This window comes from Streptomyces sp. NPDC053755, assembly GCF_040677675.1.
Lineage (GTDB): Bacteria > Actinomycetota > Actinomycetes > Streptomycetales > Streptomycetaceae > Streptomyces.
The window spans coordinates 36,812-53,157 of record NZ_JBFASK010000020.1; the positions used below are offsets into that span (position 1 = coordinate 36,812).

The window sequence follows — 16,346 nt, forward strand, 5'->3', positions numbered from 1 at the left end:
TTCCGCGCACCGCTGTGAGTAACGACACGAAAGGGGCAAAGGATCTTTTAATGCTGCAACAGTGGCCCCTATAAAGGTCATGCGTTCTTTGCGGGCTGTTCCCGGTAAAGATCCACGAGCCACCAGGGAGCACGTCCGTTGGCCGTCATCGCACGGTGGTGCGTCACGCACCGCCTGGTCGCCCTCGTTCTCTGGCTCGTCGCCCTCGGCGGCGCCGTCGCCGGTGCCTCGTTCGCCGGCAGTGCCTACTCCAACGACTACGAGGTCCCCGGCACCGAGTCCGGCCGTGCGACGGCCCTGCTCCAGCGCGGCTTCTCCGGCGCGGGCGGCGACAGCGACACCATCGTCTGGCACACCGAACGGGGCAGCGTCCGCGCCACCGCCGTCGAAGAGCGTGTGACCGACATGCTCGACGAGGTCGCGGAGCTGCCCGGCATCGCCGTCGTGACCTCCCCCTACGACCGGCCTCCCGGCGCCTCCGCGGGCGTCAGCGAGGACGGGCACACCGCCTACGCCACCGTCACCTTCCGCGAGCAGGCCGACGACATCCCGGAGGCGCAGGCGCGGGCCCTCGTCGACACCGCCCGATCGGCCGCGGGCGACGGACTCCAGGTCGAACTCGGCGGCAGCGCCGTAGCGCTCACCGAAGCCTCCGGCGGCCACCTCGCGGAAGCGGTGGGCGTCGTCGTCGCGGCCCTCGTCCTCTTCCTCGCCTTCGGCTCGCTCGCCGCCTCCGCGCTCCCGATCGCCACCGCGCTCGTCAGCGTCGGCATCGCCTACTCCGGGATCGTGCTCCTCGGCCACGTGATGACCGTCGCCGACTTCGCCCCCATGCTCGGCCTGCTCATCGGCCTCGGCGTCGGCATCGACTACGCGCTGTTCATCGTCACCCGCCACCGCAAGGGCCTCAAACAGGGACTGCCCGTCCCCGAGGCCGCCCGGATCGCCGTCGCCACCACCGGCCGCGCCGTCGTCTTCGCCGGCGCCACCGTCTGCATCGCCCTGCTCGGCATGCTGATCCTGCGGCTGAGCTTCCTCAACGGCGTCGCGATCGCCGCCTCCCTCACCGTCGTCCTCACGGTCGCCGCCTCCGTCACCCTGCTGCCCGCGCTCCTCTCCTTCATCGGGATGAGGGCGCTCAGCCGGCGCGAACGGGCGCGGCTCGCCGAGCACGGGCCGCAGCCCGAGCTGCCCACCGGCTTCGCCGCCCGCTGGTCCGCCTTCGTGGAGCGGCACCCCAAGCTGCTGGGCGCGGTCGCCGCCGTCGTCATGCTGGTGCTCGCGCTGCCGACGTTCTCGCTCCACCTGGGCACCTCCGACCAGGGGAACAATCCGGCCACCTCGACGACACGGCAGGCGTACGACCTGCTGGCCGAGGGCTTCGGACCCGGCGTCAACGGGCCCCTGACCCTCGTCGCCCGCGTCGACGGGGCCGACGACCGGGTCGCGTTCGGCGAGCTGCCGGCCGTCCTGGAGAACACCCGGGGGGTCGCGTCCGTCTCCCCGGTCGTCCACAACGGCGCCGGTGACACGGCCGTCCTGACCGTCGTGCCGGAGACCTCGCCGCAGTCCCAGTCGACCAGCGACCTCGTCGACCGGCTGCGCGGCGAGGTCCTGCCGAGGGCGGAGGCCGGGACCTCCCTCGACGTCCACGTGGGCGGTGTGACCGCCTCGTACGACGACTTCGCCGAGATCATCGTCGGCAAGCTGCCGCTCTTCGTGGGCGTCGTCATCGCGCTCGGCTGCCTGCTGCTCCTCCTCGCGTTCCGCTCGATCGGCGTCCCGCTCAAGGCGGCCGTGATGAACGTGGCCGCCGTCGCCTCCTCGTTCGGGATCGTCGTCGCGGTCTTCCAGTGGGGATGGGGGAGCGAGCCCCTGGGGCTCGGCAGCGCGGGGCCCATCGAACCCTTCCTGCCGGTCATCATGGTGTCCGTCCTCTTCGGGCTCTCCATGGACTACCAGGTCTTCCTGGTCAGCCGGATGTACGAGGAGTGGCTGGAGACCGGCGACAACCGCCGCGCCGTCCGCGTGGGCCTCGCCGAGACGAGCCGCGTGATCAACTCCGCCGCGGTCATCATGATCTCCGTCTTCCTCGCGTTCGTGCTCTCCGGCGACCGGGTCATCGCGATGTTCGGCATCGCGCTCGCCGCTGCCGTCGCCCTGGACGCCTTCGTCCTGCGCACGCTCCTGGTCCCCGCCCTGATGCACCTGCTCGGCGGCGCGAACTGGTGGCTGCCCCGGTGGCTGGACCGCCGGCTGCCGAAGATCAGCATCGAACCCTCCGAGAGCCGGGCCGCCGCGGACGCGCGGGCCGCCGACCGTGCGACGATTCCCGCACCACGTGTGGTCCCGGAGTTCGAGGAGAACGAGGATGTTCGCGATACCGCTGGGTGACGACGGAGCCGAGCTGCGGCCGCTGGAACCGTGGCAGGCCGAGGAGTTCCTCGCCCACATCGACCGCGGACGCTCCTTCATCGGCCGGTACAACGGGCTGCCCGACATCGTCACGGACCTGGAGTCGAGCCGGGCGTTCCTCCAGGCGTACGCGGAGAAGACGGCGGCCGACACGGGCCGGATCCACGGCATCCACGAGAACGGCCGGCTGGTCGGAGCGGTCGTCTTCCGGACCCTGGACACCGCCCAGGGTGTCGCCGAGGCCGGTTGCTGGCTGGAGCCGGCGGCGGTGGGCAGGGGGCTGGTGACCCGGGCCGTCCGCGTGATCGTCGACTGGGCCGTGGAAGAGCGGGGCATCCACCGCGTGGAGTGGGTGGTGTCCTCCGGGAACGAGCCCAGCATCGCCGTGGCGCGGCGCCTCGGCATGACGAGGGAGGCCGTACTGCGGGAGAGCCACCTCTACCGCGGGCAGCGTCACGACGAGGAGGTCTGGGCGGTCCTCGCGCCGGAGTGGCGCGCGGCGGGGAAGAGGGCGGCCGGGGCGTCGTCCGGTTCGTGAGACGGCCGTTAAGACGGCTCTCATCGGGGCCGCCTAGCGTGCCGTCCATGAATGCCAGGATCGAGAAGACCGCAGCGCCCGCAGGCTCCGACGCGGCCGCGGCCGCCCCCGACGCGACGCCCGGCGCGCCGGCCGAGGACGCCCGGACGGACGTCCAGGCCCACGACGACGTGACCGACGACGTGACCGACGAGGCAGCCGACGAGCTGACCGACGAGGAGATCGCCGCCGTACTCGACGCCGCCGAGCGCGAGGAGGCGTCACGGGCTGCCTCCGGCATCGGGGCGGGCGCCGCCGCCGTCGTCTCGGCGGCGCTCGGGTTCGCGGCGCTGACCGGCACCTGGACCGGAAAGGTCGCCGCCGAGCGCGAGGCCCTCATCGGCCAGATCAAGACGTCCCAGGGCGGCAGTGCCGCCCAGCAGATCTCCGAGATCTACGGCGACGCCTGGCACGCCACCGCACTCGTCAACGGCGTCTTCGCCTTCCTCGCCGTGCTCACGGCGGTCCTCGTCCTGGCCCTCGCCCACCCCGGCCGCCCGGTGTGGATCCGCGCGGTCGCCACCGCCGGAGCCGTCCTCGGCGGCATCGGGCTGCTGCTCTCCGGCGCCATGTACTTCGACCTCCTGATGGGGTTGCCGACCACCGGGTCCTAGGGCATGTTTCGAAAGGAGCGCCGTCCGCCCGAAGGGCGGGGCAGGCGGGACTTTCGAAACACGCCCTAGGTGTCCTGACCCGCGGTGCCCGCAAGAGAGTCCCGCACCCCCCTGGAACCCGGACACGTCCTAAGGCCCCCCGGGACCCCCCTAAGGCCCCCCGGGACCCCGAAGATGCGGCACTCTCCCGATGTGGCCGCACCCCCTGGGCGACGACAGTGGAGGCATCGCAAGGAGCGATACCGAAGCCCAGGGGAGAACGAGATGTTCCCGTACGAACTGCACCGCATGCACCACTCCGAGCTGCTCCGTGAGGCGGCCGACCAGCGGCCGGCCCGCCAGGCCGCCCGGGCGCGGCGGGCCGCGAAGGCCGCCGCCCGCCGGTCCGGTCATCACGACGGCGAAGGGCGGGCGGGAGCCGAGCGGAGCCGCTTCGCCCGGGCCGCGTGACCCCGTATGGGGGCGACGGCGGACGCCTGTGCGATGCTCGGCGCCGTGGAGACCAGGTCAGTCAGCCCCGTGTTCGTCGGCCGGGCCGGTGAGTTCACCGCCCTCACCGACGCTCTCGCCCGCGCCCACGCAGACGGCGAGCCGCAGGCGCTGCTCCTCGGCGGCGAGGCCGGTGTCGGCAAGACGCGGCTCATCGAGGAGTTCGTCGCCGCCGCCTGCGGCCGGGGCGCCGTCGTCGCCGTGGGCGGCTGCGTCGAAGTCGGCGCGGACGGACTGCCGTTCGCGCCCTTCTCCACCGCGCTGCGCTCGCTCGGCCGCCGGCTCCCCGACGAGCTGGCCGCCGCCGCCGCGGGGCAGGAGGGCGAACTCGCCCGGCTGCTCCCCGAACTCGGCGAGGTCGGCAGCCACGAGCCCAACGAGGACTCCACCGCCCGCCTCTTCGAACTCACCGTACGGCTCCTGGAGCGGCTCGCCGCCGACCGGACGATCGTCCTCGTCCTGGAGGACCTGCACTGGGCCGACGCGTCCACCCGGCACCTGCTCGCGTACCTCTTCCGTACCCTGCGCCGCGGCCGGATCGTGGTCGTCGCCAGCTACCGCGCCGACGACATCCACCGCCGCCACCCGCTGCGCCCCCTCCTCGCCGAGCTGGACCGGCTGCGCACCATCCGGCGCATCGAGCTCTCCCGGTTCACCCGCACCGAGGTGCGCCGTCAGCTCACCGGCATCCTCGCCGCCGAGCCCGCCCCCGCCCTCGTCGACGAGATCTTCGACCGCTCCGACGGCAACGCCTTCTTCGTCGAGGAACTCGTCGTCTCGCACGCGACCGGCTGCGCCCCCGGCTCCCTCACCGACTCCCTGCGCGATCTGCTGCTCGTCCGGGTCGAGGCCCTCCCCGACGACGCCCAGCGGGTGGCCCGGATCGTCGCCGAGGGCGGATCCACCGTCGAGTACGCGCTCCTCGCCGCCGTCGCCCGGCTCCCCGAGGACGACCTCATCGAGGCGCTGAGGGCCGCCGTCGGCGCCAACATCCTGCTCGCCGTCCCGGACGGCGACGGCTACCGCTTCCGCCACTCCCTGGTCCGCGAGGCCGTCAGCGACGACCTGCTGCCCGGCGAGCGCTCGCGCCTCAACCGGCGCTACGCCGAGGCCCTGGAAGCCGACCCCACGCTGGTCCGGGCCGACGAACGGGCCACCCGGCTCGCCACCTACTGGTACCGCGCGCACGACCCCGCCAGGGCGCTCCCGGCCGTGCTCCGGGCCTCCGTCGAGACCCGCAAGCGCTCCGCGTACGCCGAGCAACTGCGTCTCCTCGAAAGGGCCCTGGAGCTCTGGGACGAGGTCCCCGCCGAGGTGCGCGGCTCCCTGCGGCCCATGGACTACGCCGAGGCCTATCCTCCGTGCGGCTGCGACCCGCAGACCACACCGCTGCGCTACCTCGATCTGCTCGCCGAGTCCGCCTACGCCGCCCGGCTGTGCGGCGAACGCGAACGTGCCCTGAAGATAGGCAAGATGGCGCTGCGGCTCCTGGACGGCGAGGACGGCGAGGAGCGCGACCCGCTGCGGGCCGCCTGGTTCTGGACCGAGCGCTCCCGCATCGTGTCGGGCCTCGGGCGGTCCGACGGCTGGGCCGAGATCGCCACCGCCCAGGAACTCGTCAAGGGCCTGCCCCCGTCCGGCGTGCACTCGCCGTGGCCGCCGGCTGGGGCATGCTCCACGAGCCGGGACCGGAAAGCCTCGCGTCCGCCGAGCGGGCCGTCGAGTACGCCCGCCTCGTCGAGGACGAGTTCATCGAGCTCGGAGCCCGCCTGACCCTCGGCACTCTCCAGGTCAACGCCGGCGACCGGGAGACCGGGCTCACCACCATGTTCGAGGTGCGCGACCGCACCCGCGCGCTCGGCCTCCACCGCGAGTCCGCCCGCGCCCACATCAACCTCTCCCACGTCCTGGAGAACCTCGGCCGCTCCCGGGAGGCCGTCGAGGTGGCGGAGGAGGGCATCCTGCTCACCCGTGACCACGGACTCCTCGACAGCCAGGGCTGGATCCGCGCCAACCAGGCGGAGTCGCAGCTCTCCCTCGGACTCTGGGACGAGGCCCAGCGCAACTGCGAGTGGCTGGAGCGGGCCGGGACCCGCTCCAAGCCGCGCGGCTCCGCGGCGCTGCGCCTCGGCCAACTCGCCCTGTACCGCGGCGAGCCGGACGCGGCCGTCGCGCAGCTGGCCGTGGCGCGCGAGCACTTCGGCGAGGCCGACCCGATGCCGCAGTACACCGTCCCCACGCGTCAGGTCGAGCTGGGCATCGCCGCCGCGGCCGGCCGGATCCACGAGGTACGGACCGTGCTGACCGCGGCGGCGGAGACCGGCTTCCCGCCCGGCACGCACCGCGAGGGCTGGCCGCTGCTCCTCGCCGCCGCCACCGCCGAGGCCGACGCGCTCGGCCTGCCGGCCGCCGAGGAGGGCCGCCCGGAGGCGATCGCCCTGATCCGGCGGTGCGTACGGGGGATGGCGGCACCGACGCTCGTCTGGGAGGCGTACTCCCTGCACACCTCGGCGGAGCTGGACCGTGCCGAGGGCCGCGGTTCCGCCGAACGCTGGGCCGAGGTCGTCAGCGCCTACCAGCGGGCGGAGCGCCCCTTCCAGCTCGCCCGCTCCCGGCACCGCCTGGCCGACGCGCTCCTGGCGGAGGGCGGCCGTCGTGAGGAGGCCGCGGTCCTCCTGCGCGAGGCCCACGCCACCGCCGTCCGCCTGGGGGCCCACCCGCTCCGGGAGGACGTCGACCTCCTCGCCGCCCGCGCCCGCCTGCCGCTGACCGCTCCGGACAGCGGCCCGGAGCCGGACCACGGCGACGACGCGTTCGGCCTGACCCCTCGGGAGCGGGACGTGCTGCGACTGGTCGCCGAGGGCCACACCAACCGCCGGATCGCCGAGGAACTCTTCATCTCCCCGAAGACCGCGAGCGTCCACGTCTCCAACATCCTCGCCAAGCTGGGCGTCTCCGGCCGCGGCGAGGCTGCCGCCCTGGCCCATCGCCTCCGCCTCTTGGAGCCGACCCCCTAACAGGCCCCTGAGCCCTCCGAGGTCAGGGCCCCTCGTCCCCGTCGTCGCCTCCGTCCCCGGCGCCTTCCTCGTCGTTGCGGGTCACCAGGCCCGGCACCCGTATCGTCACCGCGCCCGAGGCGAGATCGATCGGACCGCGGCCGGGGTCGGCGTCGCCCAGGTCCTCCCGGGTGAGCTCGAGGCGCTGCCGCTCGTCGTCGGTGTGCTTCTGGCTCGGCGCGAACACTTCTTCCATCAGGTTGAACATCGGGCCCCTATCCGACCTCCAGGCGGAGGATCTTGTCGTCGCCGGGCTCGGGCGTGCCCCGGGTGTCGGTCTCACTCGTCGTCAGCCAGAGCCTGCCGTCACCCGCCGCAAGGACCGTGCGCAGCCGGCCGTACTCCTCCACGAGGAACGCCTCGGGATCCCCGGAGCGTTCCGCTCCGGACAGCGGGATCCGCCACAGGCGCTCGCCTCTCAGGCCCGCCATCCAGATCGCGCCCCCCGCGTAGGCGATCCCGCTGGGGGAGGCCTCGGAGGTCCGCCACTGCGCCACCGGGTCCACGAAGTCGGGATCGTCCCCGCGGCCCTCGACCTCCGGCCAGCCGTAGTTCCCGCCCGGCCGGACGAGGTTCAGCTCGTCCCAGGTCGTCTGGCCGAACTCGGCCGCCCACAGCCGTCGGTCCGCGTCCCAGGCCAGGCCCTGCACATTGCGGTGCCCGTACGAGTAGACCACCGAGCCGGGGAAGGGGTTGCCGGGCGCGGGGTCGCCCTCGGGCGTCATCCGCAGGATCTTGCCGCCCAGCGACTCCCGGTCCTGTGCCAGGCCGGTCTCGCCGCGCTCGCCCGTGCCGGCGTACAGCATCCCGTCGGGGCCGAAGGCGATCCGCCCGCCGTTGTGCACGTCGCCCTTCGGGATGCCGGTGAGGACCTCCTCGGGCGGCCCGAGCCGGTCCCCGGCCCCGCCGCCGTACCGCATCCGGACGATGCGGTTGTCGGACTCGGCGGTGAGGTAGGCGTACACGAACCCGTCCCGCACGGCCAGGCCGAGCAGCCCGCCCTCACCACCGGGGACCACGCCCGGCACCTCACCGAGCGGTGTCTTGGCACCGGACCGGCCGTCGACGCGGGTGACCGTCCGCTCGTCGCGGGAGGCCACCAGCAGATCGCCGTCCGGCAGGACGGCCACGCCCCAGGGCGACTCCAGTCCCTCGGTCAGCGTGCCGACGACCGTCACGCCCGCCGGCGGAGGCGACGAGGCGGAGGGCGGCGAGGCGGAGGGCGGCGAGGACGGCGCCTGCCGTCCGCCGGGCGCGTCCCCGCCCGAGGAGCATCCCGCCCCCGCCACCAGGGCGAGCGCGGCGGCGGCCCACAGGCTCTTCACGGTTCGGCTCATGGTCCGGCTCACGGCTCGGTCCCCTCTCGGAGCGGCATCCCCTCCACCCTTGATACACCGCCCGGCCCTCACGCGTGCGCGATCGCACCTCCCGCCCCGGTGGCCCGCCCCGTGACGGGAGCCGGCCGCCCCGCGCCCCGCTCCGCGACGGGGAGCGCGCCGGCCCCGCTCCCACGGCCCCGGCCCGGTCCTCGGCCTCCGCCCCGCTCCCGCGGCCCCCGGCCCGGTCCTCGACCTCCGGCTCAGTCCCACGACCCCCGTGGCGGCGGCAGTAGCGCGATCTCCGCCAGGTCCGCCGGCGTCAGGACCAGGTCGGCCGCCCCCGCGTTCTCCACCGCCCAGCGCTCCCTCTTCGCCCCCGGGATCGGGACCACGTGCGGCCCCCGGCCCAGCGCCCACGCCAGCGCCACCTGCGCCGGCGTCACCTGCGCGCCGTGCCGCGCCGCCACCCGCCGCAGACCGGCCACCAAAGGCTGGTTGGCGGCCATCATCTCGGCCGTGAAGCGGGGGTGCCGGGCGCGCGGGTCGTCCGGCTCGAAGCCGCCGCCGGGCGTCAGCGTCCCGGTGAGGAAGCCGTTGCCCAGCGGCATCGCGGCGAGGAAGCCCACGCCCCGCGCCTCGCACCACGGCAGCAGCCGCTCCAGCGCCTCCGGCGACCACACCGACAGCTCGGCCTCCACCGCGCTCACCGGGAACACCTGCTGGACCCGCTCCAGTTGCCGAATCGTTCCCTCGTACAGATCCGCGCCCGCGCCCCGCCGCGGTGCCCGCGGGCCCACCGCGCACAGGCCGAGCGCCCGCACCTTGCCCGCCGACACCAGCTCGGCCATGGCCCCCCAGGTCTCCTCGACCGGCACCTCCGGATCCGCACGGTGCAGCTGGTAGAGGTCGATCACATCCGTCTGCAGCCGCCGCAGCGACGCGTCGCAGGCCCGCCGTACGTACCCGGGCCGGCCGTTGGCCACCACGTGCTGGTCGCCGACGAGCAGACCGCACTTCGTCGAGACGAACGCTTCGGCCCGGCGCTCCTTCAACACCCGCCCCAGCAGAAGCTCGTTGGTGAACGGCCCGTACATGTCGGCGGTGTCGAGCAGGCTCACCCCGGCGTCCAGCGCCGCGTGCACCGTCCGCAGCGAGCGGTCACCCCGCTGCTGCGAGGCGCTGTAGGCCCAGTTCATCGGCATACAGCCCAGGCCCACCGCGCCCACGTCGAGCGCCGCCGCCCCGATAGTCCTGCGCTCCACCTGCCGGTACCCCTCCCTGTGCCGTCCCCCAAACTAACCAATGGGGCGGCCGGTTCTTCGCATAGCCTCCCGGTCATGACCTTCGACAAGACGACCCCTGACGTGTGGCTTCCCCTACCGGCGGAGGAGATCGACGGACTTCCCGTACCGGGCGCGTCCGGGCCGAACTACCGCTTCTGGGACGGCGGACCCGACTTCCCCGCCGACCCGGCGCACTGCGCCTTCTACGTGGTGCCGTACATGAAGGGCTCCGAGATCGCCGTCCGGCCCCTCGCCGGGATGACCTCCCTGCGGGCCGTCCAGACGCTCTCCGCCGGTATCGACCACGTGACCCCCGGCCTCGCCTCGCTGGGTCCCGGCGTCGAGCTGTGCAACGCCAAGGGCGTCCACGAGGCGAGCACGGCCGAGCTGACGCTCGCCCTGATCCTCGCCTCGCTGCGCGGCATCCCCGGCTTCGTCCGCGGCCAGGACGCCGAGGAGTGGCGCTCGGGCTTCTATCCGGCGCTGGCGGACAAGACCGTCCTGATCGTGGGGTACGGGTCGATCGGCGCCGCCATCGAGGACCGGCTCGTGCCGTTCGAGTGCGCGCGGGTCGTGCGCGTCGCGCGCTCCGCACGTGCCACGGAGCGCGGGCCGGTGCACCCGCTCTCCGAGCTGTCCGCCCTGCTGCCGCAGGCGGACGTGGTGGTCCTCTCCACTCCGCTCACGCCCGACACCCGGCACCTCGCCGACGCGGGCTTTCTCGGGCGGATGAAGGACGGCGCCCTGCTGGTGAACGTGGCCCGGGGGCCGGTCGTGGACACGGCCGCGCTGCTGAAGGAGGTCGAGAGCGGCCGGATCACCGCGGCGCTCGACGTCACCGATCCCGAACCGCTGCCGGCCGGACACCCTCTGTGGCACGCTCCCGGTGTCCTCGTCAGCCCTCATGTCGGGGGCTCCACCTCGGCGTTCATGCCGCGCGCCAAGCGGCTGATCGCGGCCCAGCTGACCCGGTTCGCGGCGGGGGATCCCCTGGCGAACGTGGTCCTGACGACCTGACTCCCGCGCGCCCGCGAGTGCCCCGGGGCGCGCCGTTCCGTCGCGCGCCCCGGCCGAGCGCCGCACAGTCACGGAGAGTACTGCGACCCTGTCCCTGAGTGACCATCCTGGTGTATCGTCCCGATGTGGGGGACTGCGTCGAGTACGGGCTGACGCTGGGGAGCGACGTGACGGGACATGAGATTCCGAGGGGGGCGACGGGTGACGTACGGCCGATGGACCGACGATCCGACGCGGCGGGACCGCCGTCGACGACCCTCGCGCGCGACGCGGGACGACCACCCGCGGCGGCGGGCGGTCCGCACCGAGCGCGGGACACCGCCCCGGGTGAGGCGGGACGACCACCCGCCCCGGACGGCGGTCCGCACCGAGCGCGGGACACCGCCCCGGACGACCCGGGACCGCTTCCCGCTCCGCGCGGACGTCCGCGCGGAGCGCGGGACACCGCCGCCCTGCCGGCCCAGGCCGACCGGCGCACCGCCGAGGCGGGCCGCGGCCGCGGCGTTCTCCCGCCGACGACCGGCGGCACCCCCGCCGCCGTGGACCCCGCCGCGCGAGAGCACGTCCGCGCCGACGAGGCGCCGGGAGCACCGATGACCACCCCCGGCGCCCTCATCGACCGCGACCACTCCCGGGGGGCGGACCACGCCCCCGCCTCCGGCTCCGCGCCCCCGGGAGCGGGCGCCCGTCCCGGGGGGCGCCGCCCCGCCCCGCCCCGGCCCGGCGCCGGCGGACTCCTCCCGCAGATCGTCCTCGGGCTGGTCTGCGCGGGATACGCCACCGGCGCGGCCCTCGGCTGGGGGTCGGAGCGGCTGGCCCTCGTCATGGGGGACTTCGGACTCAGCGCCGCGGCCCTCGCCGCCGGCGTCTCCTGCTTCCTTTACGGCCGGGTCCGCGAGAGCCGCTTCCGCCCGGCCTGGCTGCTCTTCGCCTTCTCCTCCGTCATGGCCGCCGCCGGGAACGCCGTCTGGGGGTGGTACGAGGTCGTGCTCGACCGGGAGGTGCCCAGCCCCTCCGTCGCCGACCTCTTCTTCCTGCTCTTCGCCCCGCCCGCCATCGTCGGCCTGCTCGTGCTCGCCAAGAAGCCCGTCACCCGGGCCGGCTGGGTCTGCCTCGCGCTCGACGCCTGGCTCATCGGGGGCTCCCTGCTGACCCTCTCGTGGAGCCTCGCCCTCGCCCACACCGCGCACTTCGAGGGCGAGAGCGTCGCCCGGGCCGCGCTGTCCCTGGCCTACCCCCTGCTCGACATCGTCCTCGTCAGCATGGTCCTGGTCCTCCACTTCCGGCGGGCCCACGTGAACCGCTCGGCGACCAACACCGCCATCGCGGCCCTCGCCCTCACCGTCCTGTGCGACGCCCTGTTCACCTCCCCGCTGCTGCGCGAGAACTACGCCTCCGGCCAGCTCCTCGACGCCGGCTGGTTCGCCGGTTCGCTGCTCCTCGCGTACGCCCCCTGGGGGGTGCGGCGGCCGCCCGACCCGGTGCCCCCTCCCCCCGCCGCGCGCGGCCAGCGCCCGCACAGCCGCCCGGTGGCCGGCTCGCTCGCCGCTCTGACGCCCTACCTCGCCGCGGCCGTCTGCACGCTCGGCATCCTGTACACCGTCGTCGAGGGACGCAGAGTGGACCGCGTGGTCGTCTTCACCGGCTGCACGGTCGTGCTCGCCCTCGTGGTGCGCCAGGGCATCATGCTGCTCGACAACATCACCCTCACCCACGAGCTGGCCCAGAAGGAGAACCACTTCCGGTCCCTGGTCCAGGGCTCCAGCGACGTCATCATGATCGCCGCGCCCAACGGCATACTCCGCTATGTGAGCCCCGCCGCCTCGGGGGTCTACGGCCGGGAGGCCGAGGAGCTGATCGGCTCCGAGCTGGCCTCCCTCATCCACCCCGACGATCTCGGCGGCGTCGTCCACGAAGTGCGCCGGTTCCTGGCCGCGTCGCCGGCCCAGGAGCCCACGACCCGTATCGAATGCCGCTTCCGCTCCGGCCGGGGCGACTGGCTCAACGTCGAGTCCACCGTCAACCGCCACCAGGGCGGCCTGATCTTCAACAGCCGGGACGTGACCGAACGGGTCCGTCTCCAGGCCCAGCTCCAGCACAACGCCGAACACGACCCGCTCACCGACCTGCCCAACCGCGCCCTCTTCACGAAACGGGTCAAGGGCGCCCTCAGCGGCCGGCGCTCCTCCGATCCCGGCACCGCCGTGCTCTTCATCGACCTCGACGGCTTCAAGGGCGTCAACGACCGGCTGGGCCACCAGGCCGGCGACGAGCTGCTCGTCCAGGCCGCCCGGCGCCTCCAGGACTCCGTACGGGCCGGGGACACCGCCGCGCGCCTCGGGGGCGACGAGTTCGCCGCCCTGATCCTCGGCGACGGAGGGCGGGACCGGGCGGCCCGCGAGTGCCAGGTCACCGAGATCGCCGACCGGCTGCGCCTCACGCTCTCCCAGCCGTACCGCCTGGAGGGAGGCGACGACGTGCGGGTCGCCGCCTCCATCGGCGTCGCCTTCGCCGAGCCCGGCATCGGCGCCGGGGACCTGCTGCGCAACGCCGACCTCGCCATGTACCGGGCCAAGGCCGGCGGCAAGGACCGCGTGGAGCTCTACGCCCCGCAGATGCAGGCCGAGGTCGTCCGCCGGACGGAGCTGGCCACCCGGCTGCGCACCGCGCTGCACGACGGGGAGTTCGCACTGCTCCATCAGCCGGTCGTCGACCTCGCCACCGGCCGGATCGCGGCCGTCGCCGCCCAGGCCCGCTGGCGTTCCGCACAGGGGATCCTCTTCACCCCCGCCGAGTTCCTGCGGGTCGCCGACGACGACGAGCGCACCGCCGCACTGGGCCGCTGGCTCCTTGAGGAGGCCGTCGAGCAGGCCGCCGAACGGGCCGGACTCGGCCACCGCACGCCGGTCTCCATCCGGCTCTCCGCCCGCGGGCTGCTCGACCGCTCCCTGCCGCTCGGCTCCGTCGAGGCCCTGCTGACCCGCCACGGGCTGCCGTCCGGCTCCCTGATGATCGAGCTGGCCGACAGTGACCCGCGCGTCTCCTTCGACGACCTCGAACAGCGCCTCGTCGCCCTGCGCCGGCTCGGCGTACGGATCGCCCTGGACGGCTTCGGCAGCGGGTACGGGGCCATCACCGCCCTGCGCCGGCTCCCGGTCGACGTCCTGAAGCTGGACAGGAGCCTGGTGGAAGGGGTGGTCGAGTCCGCCCGGCTCCGCAAGATCACCAGCGGGCTGCTCCGGATCGCCGGCGACCTCGGCCTCCAGTCCGTCGCCGACGGCGTGGACGTACCCGAGCAGGTGCTCGCCCTGCGCGGGATGGGCTGCACACACGGCCAGGGCATGGCCTTCTCCGGCCCGCTCGACGAATACCGGCTGCGCCGGGCGCTGGTGCGGGACGGCTATCCGCTCCCCGGCCGCAGCGTCGAGGCGGTCCCGGTCCCCGCCGGAAATCATCCCCCGATCCGCTCAAATAATGAGACGCCTGTCCCACCCACTTGACACTGACAGTGCGTCGGGGGGAGGGTCAGTGCCATGCGCACCCGAATTCTCGTACTTGGAAAGCGCGTCGGCTGAAGCAGGGCCCGTACACGGCCCGGCTTGAACGCTACCGACGCGCTCCCCTCGCTTGCCTCCCGGCACGAGGGGTTTTTTGTTGCACCGGCTCCCCCCAAACCCTCGCAAAAACCCTCTGCTTCGAGAAGAGAATGCTGATGACCGAGCAGGCCACCGGGCACCATCCGCAGCCGCGGGCCCGTAACGGCGGACAGACCGCCACCACCGTCGAGCACGTCACGGGTGCGCAGTCCCTCATCCGTTCTCTCGAGGAAGTGGGGGCCGACACCGTCTTCGGTATTCCGGGCGGCGCCATCCTCCCCGCCTACGACCCGATGATGGACTCCAAGCGGGTCCGCCACATCCTGGTCCGCCACGAGCAGGGCGCGGGCCACGCCGCGACCGGCTACGCCCAGGCCACCGGCAAGGTCGGTGTCTGCATGGCGACCTCGGGGCCCGGCGCCACCAACCTGGTCACCCCGATCGCCGACGCCCACATGGACTCCGTCCCGCTGGTCGCGATCACGGGCCAGGTCGCCTCCAAGGCCATCGGCACGGACGCCTTCCAGGAGGCGGACATCTGCGGCATCACGATGCCGATCACCAAGCACAACTTCCTGGTCACCAAGGCCGAGGACATCCCGAGGACGATCGCCGAGGCGTTCCACATCGCCTCGACCGGCCGTCCGGGCCCGGTCCTGGTCGACATCGCCAAGGACGCCCTCCAGGCGAAGACAGTCTTCAGCTGGCCGCCGCAGACCGACCTGCCGGGTTACCGCCCGGTGACCAAGCCGCACGCCAAGCAGATCCGCGAGGCCGCCAAGCTGATCACCGGCGCCAAGCGCCCGGTGCTGTACGTCGGCGGCGGCGTCCTGAAGGCCGGCGCCACCGCCGAGCTGAAGGTCCTCGCCGAGCTCACCGGCGCCCCCGTCACCACCACCCTGATGGCGCTGGGCGCGTTCCCCGACAGCCACCCGCTGCACGTGGGAATGCCGGGCATGCACGGTGCGGTCACCGCCGTCACCGCGCTGCAGAAGGCCGACCTGATCGTCGCCCTCGGAGCCCGCTTCGACGACCGTGTCACCGGCAAGCTGGACAGCTTCGCCCCCTTCGCCAAGATCGTCCACGCCGACATCGACCCGGCCGAGATCGGCAAGAACCGCACCGCCGACGTCCCGATCGTCGGTGACGCCCGCGAGGTCATCGCCGACCTGGTCCAGGCCGTCCAGGCCGAGCACAGCGAGGGCAACACGGGCGACTACACCGCCTGGTGGAGCGACCTCAACCGCTGGCGCGAGACCTACCCGCTCGGCTACGACCTGCCCGAGGACGGCAGCCTGTCGCCGCAGCAGGTCATCCAGCGGATCGGCCAGCTCGCCCCCGCCGACACCATCTACGCCGCGGGCGTCGGCCAGCACCAGATGTGGGCCGCCCACTTCATCGACTACGAGAAGCCGGCCACCTGGCTGAACTCCGGCGGCGCCGGAACGATGGGGTACGCGGTCCCGGCCGCGATGGGCGCCAAGGCCGGCATGCCGGACCGCCCGGTCTGGGCGATCGACGGTGACGGCTGCTTCCAGATGACGAACCAGGAGCTCGTCACCTGCGCGCTCAACAACATCCCGATCAAGGTCGCCATCATCAACAACGGCGCCCTCGGAATGGTCCGCCAGTGGCAGACCCTCTTCTACAACCAGCGCTACTCCAACACGGTGCTGCACTCCGGCCCGGACGCCACCGGCCTGGAGCCCTCCAAGGGCACCCGCATCCCGGACTTCGTCAAACTGTCCGAGGCCATGGGCTGCGTCGCGCTGCGCTGCGAGGACCCGGCCGACCTGGACAAGGTCATCGCCGAGGCCAACGCGATCAACGACCGCCCCGTCGTGGTCGACTTCATCGTCCACGAGGACGCCCAGGTGTGGCCGATGGTCGCCGCCGGCACCTCCAACGACGAGGTCATGGCCGCCCGGGGCGTCCGCCCCGACTTCGGCGACAACGAAGACGACTGAGACAGAGAGCCGT

Annotated in this window: 10 protein-coding genes and 1 pseudogene; 8 read left to right on the plus strand and 3 right to left on the minus strand. The window is 73.5% G+C overall.

Features of this window, described 5'->3' with window-relative positions:
• Positions 1-138 precede the first annotated feature (138 nt).
• The 5 genes and pseudogenes from AB0K65_RS20050 (at position 139) to AB0K65_RS20070 (ending at position 7,112) form a co-directional block, all read left to right on the plus strand.
• Positions 139-2,394: an MMPL family transporter gene (locus AB0K65_RS20050; protein ID WP_365718312.1), complete on the plus strand. Its 2,256-nt coding sequence runs from the start codon at positions 139-141 to the stop codon at positions 2,392-2,394.
• Positions 2,372-2,953 carry a GNAT family protein gene (locus tag AB0K65_RS20055; protein WP_365718314.1) on the plus strand — a complete coding sequence of 194 codons (582 nt, stop codon included), beginning with the start codon at positions 2,372-2,374 and terminating at the stop codon, positions 2,951-2,953. The genes AB0K65_RS20050 and AB0K65_RS20055 overlap by 23 nt, the downstream gene beginning before the upstream one ends.
• 47 nt (positions 2,954-3,000) lie before the next feature.
• A complete protein-coding gene (locus AB0K65_RS20060; protein WP_365718316.1) occupies positions 3,001-3,606 on the plus strand; it encodes a hypothetical protein in 606 nt (201 codons plus the stop codon).
• Between the two features lie 264 nt (positions 3,607-3,870).
• Positions 3,871-4,056: a hypothetical protein gene (locus tag AB0K65_RS20065; RefSeq protein ID WP_365718318.1), complete on the plus strand. Its 186-nt coding sequence runs from the start codon at positions 3,871-3,873 to the stop codon at positions 4,054-4,056.
• Between the two features lie 33 nt (positions 4,057-4,089).
• A pseudogene (locus tag AB0K65_RS20070) lies at positions 4,090-7,112 on the plus strand (AAA family ATPase).
• 22 nt (positions 7,113-7,134) lie between these two features.
• Here the strand turns inward: AB0K65_RS20070 and AB0K65_RS20075 are convergent.
• The 3 genes from AB0K65_RS20075 to AB0K65_RS20085 all read right to left on the minus strand — a co-directional run bounded on the left by AB0K65_RS20075 (position 7,135) and on the right by AB0K65_RS20085 (position 9,732).
• Positions 7,135-7,359 (minus strand): DUF6191 domain-containing protein, encoded by a 225-nt coding sequence (locus AB0K65_RS20075; protein WP_365718320.1) that lies wholly within the window; start codon positions 7,357-7,359, stop codon positions 7,135-7,137.
• 7 nt (positions 7,360-7,366) lie between these two features.
• A complete protein-coding gene (locus AB0K65_RS20080; RefSeq protein WP_365718322.1) occupies positions 7,367-8,488 on the minus strand; it encodes a PQQ-dependent sugar dehydrogenase in 1,122 nt (373 codons plus the stop codon).
• A gap of 242 nt (positions 8,489-8,730) precedes the next feature.
• Positions 8,731-9,732, minus strand: a complete 1,002-nt coding sequence (locus tag AB0K65_RS20085) for an aldo/keto reductase (protein WP_365718324.1) — start codon at positions 9,730-9,732, stop codon at positions 8,731-8,733.
• Positions 9,733-9,807: 75 nt separating this feature from the next.
• On the opposite strand from AB0K65_RS20085, the gene AB0K65_RS20090 reads away from it, so the two are divergent.
• The 3 genes from AB0K65_RS20090 to AB0K65_RS20100 all read left to right on the plus strand — a co-directional run bounded on the left by AB0K65_RS20090 (position 9,808) and on the right by AB0K65_RS20100 (position 16,333).
• A complete protein-coding gene (locus AB0K65_RS20090; RefSeq protein WP_365718326.1) occupies positions 9,808-10,770 on the plus strand; it encodes a 2-hydroxyacid dehydrogenase in 963 nt (320 codons plus the stop codon).
• Between the two features lie 215 nt (positions 10,771-10,985).
• On the plus strand, positions 10,986-14,270 hold the full coding sequence (locus tag AB0K65_RS20095) for an EAL domain-containing protein (RefSeq protein ID WP_365718328.1): 3,285 nt from the start codon (positions 10,986-10,988) through the stop codon (positions 14,268-14,270).
• Between the two features lie 212 nt (positions 14,271-14,482).
• A complete protein-coding gene (locus AB0K65_RS20100) occupies positions 14,483-16,333 on the plus strand; it encodes an acetolactate synthase large subunit (protein ID WP_365718330.1) in 1,851 nt (616 codons plus the stop codon).
• Positions 16,334-16,346 lie beyond the last annotated feature (13 nt).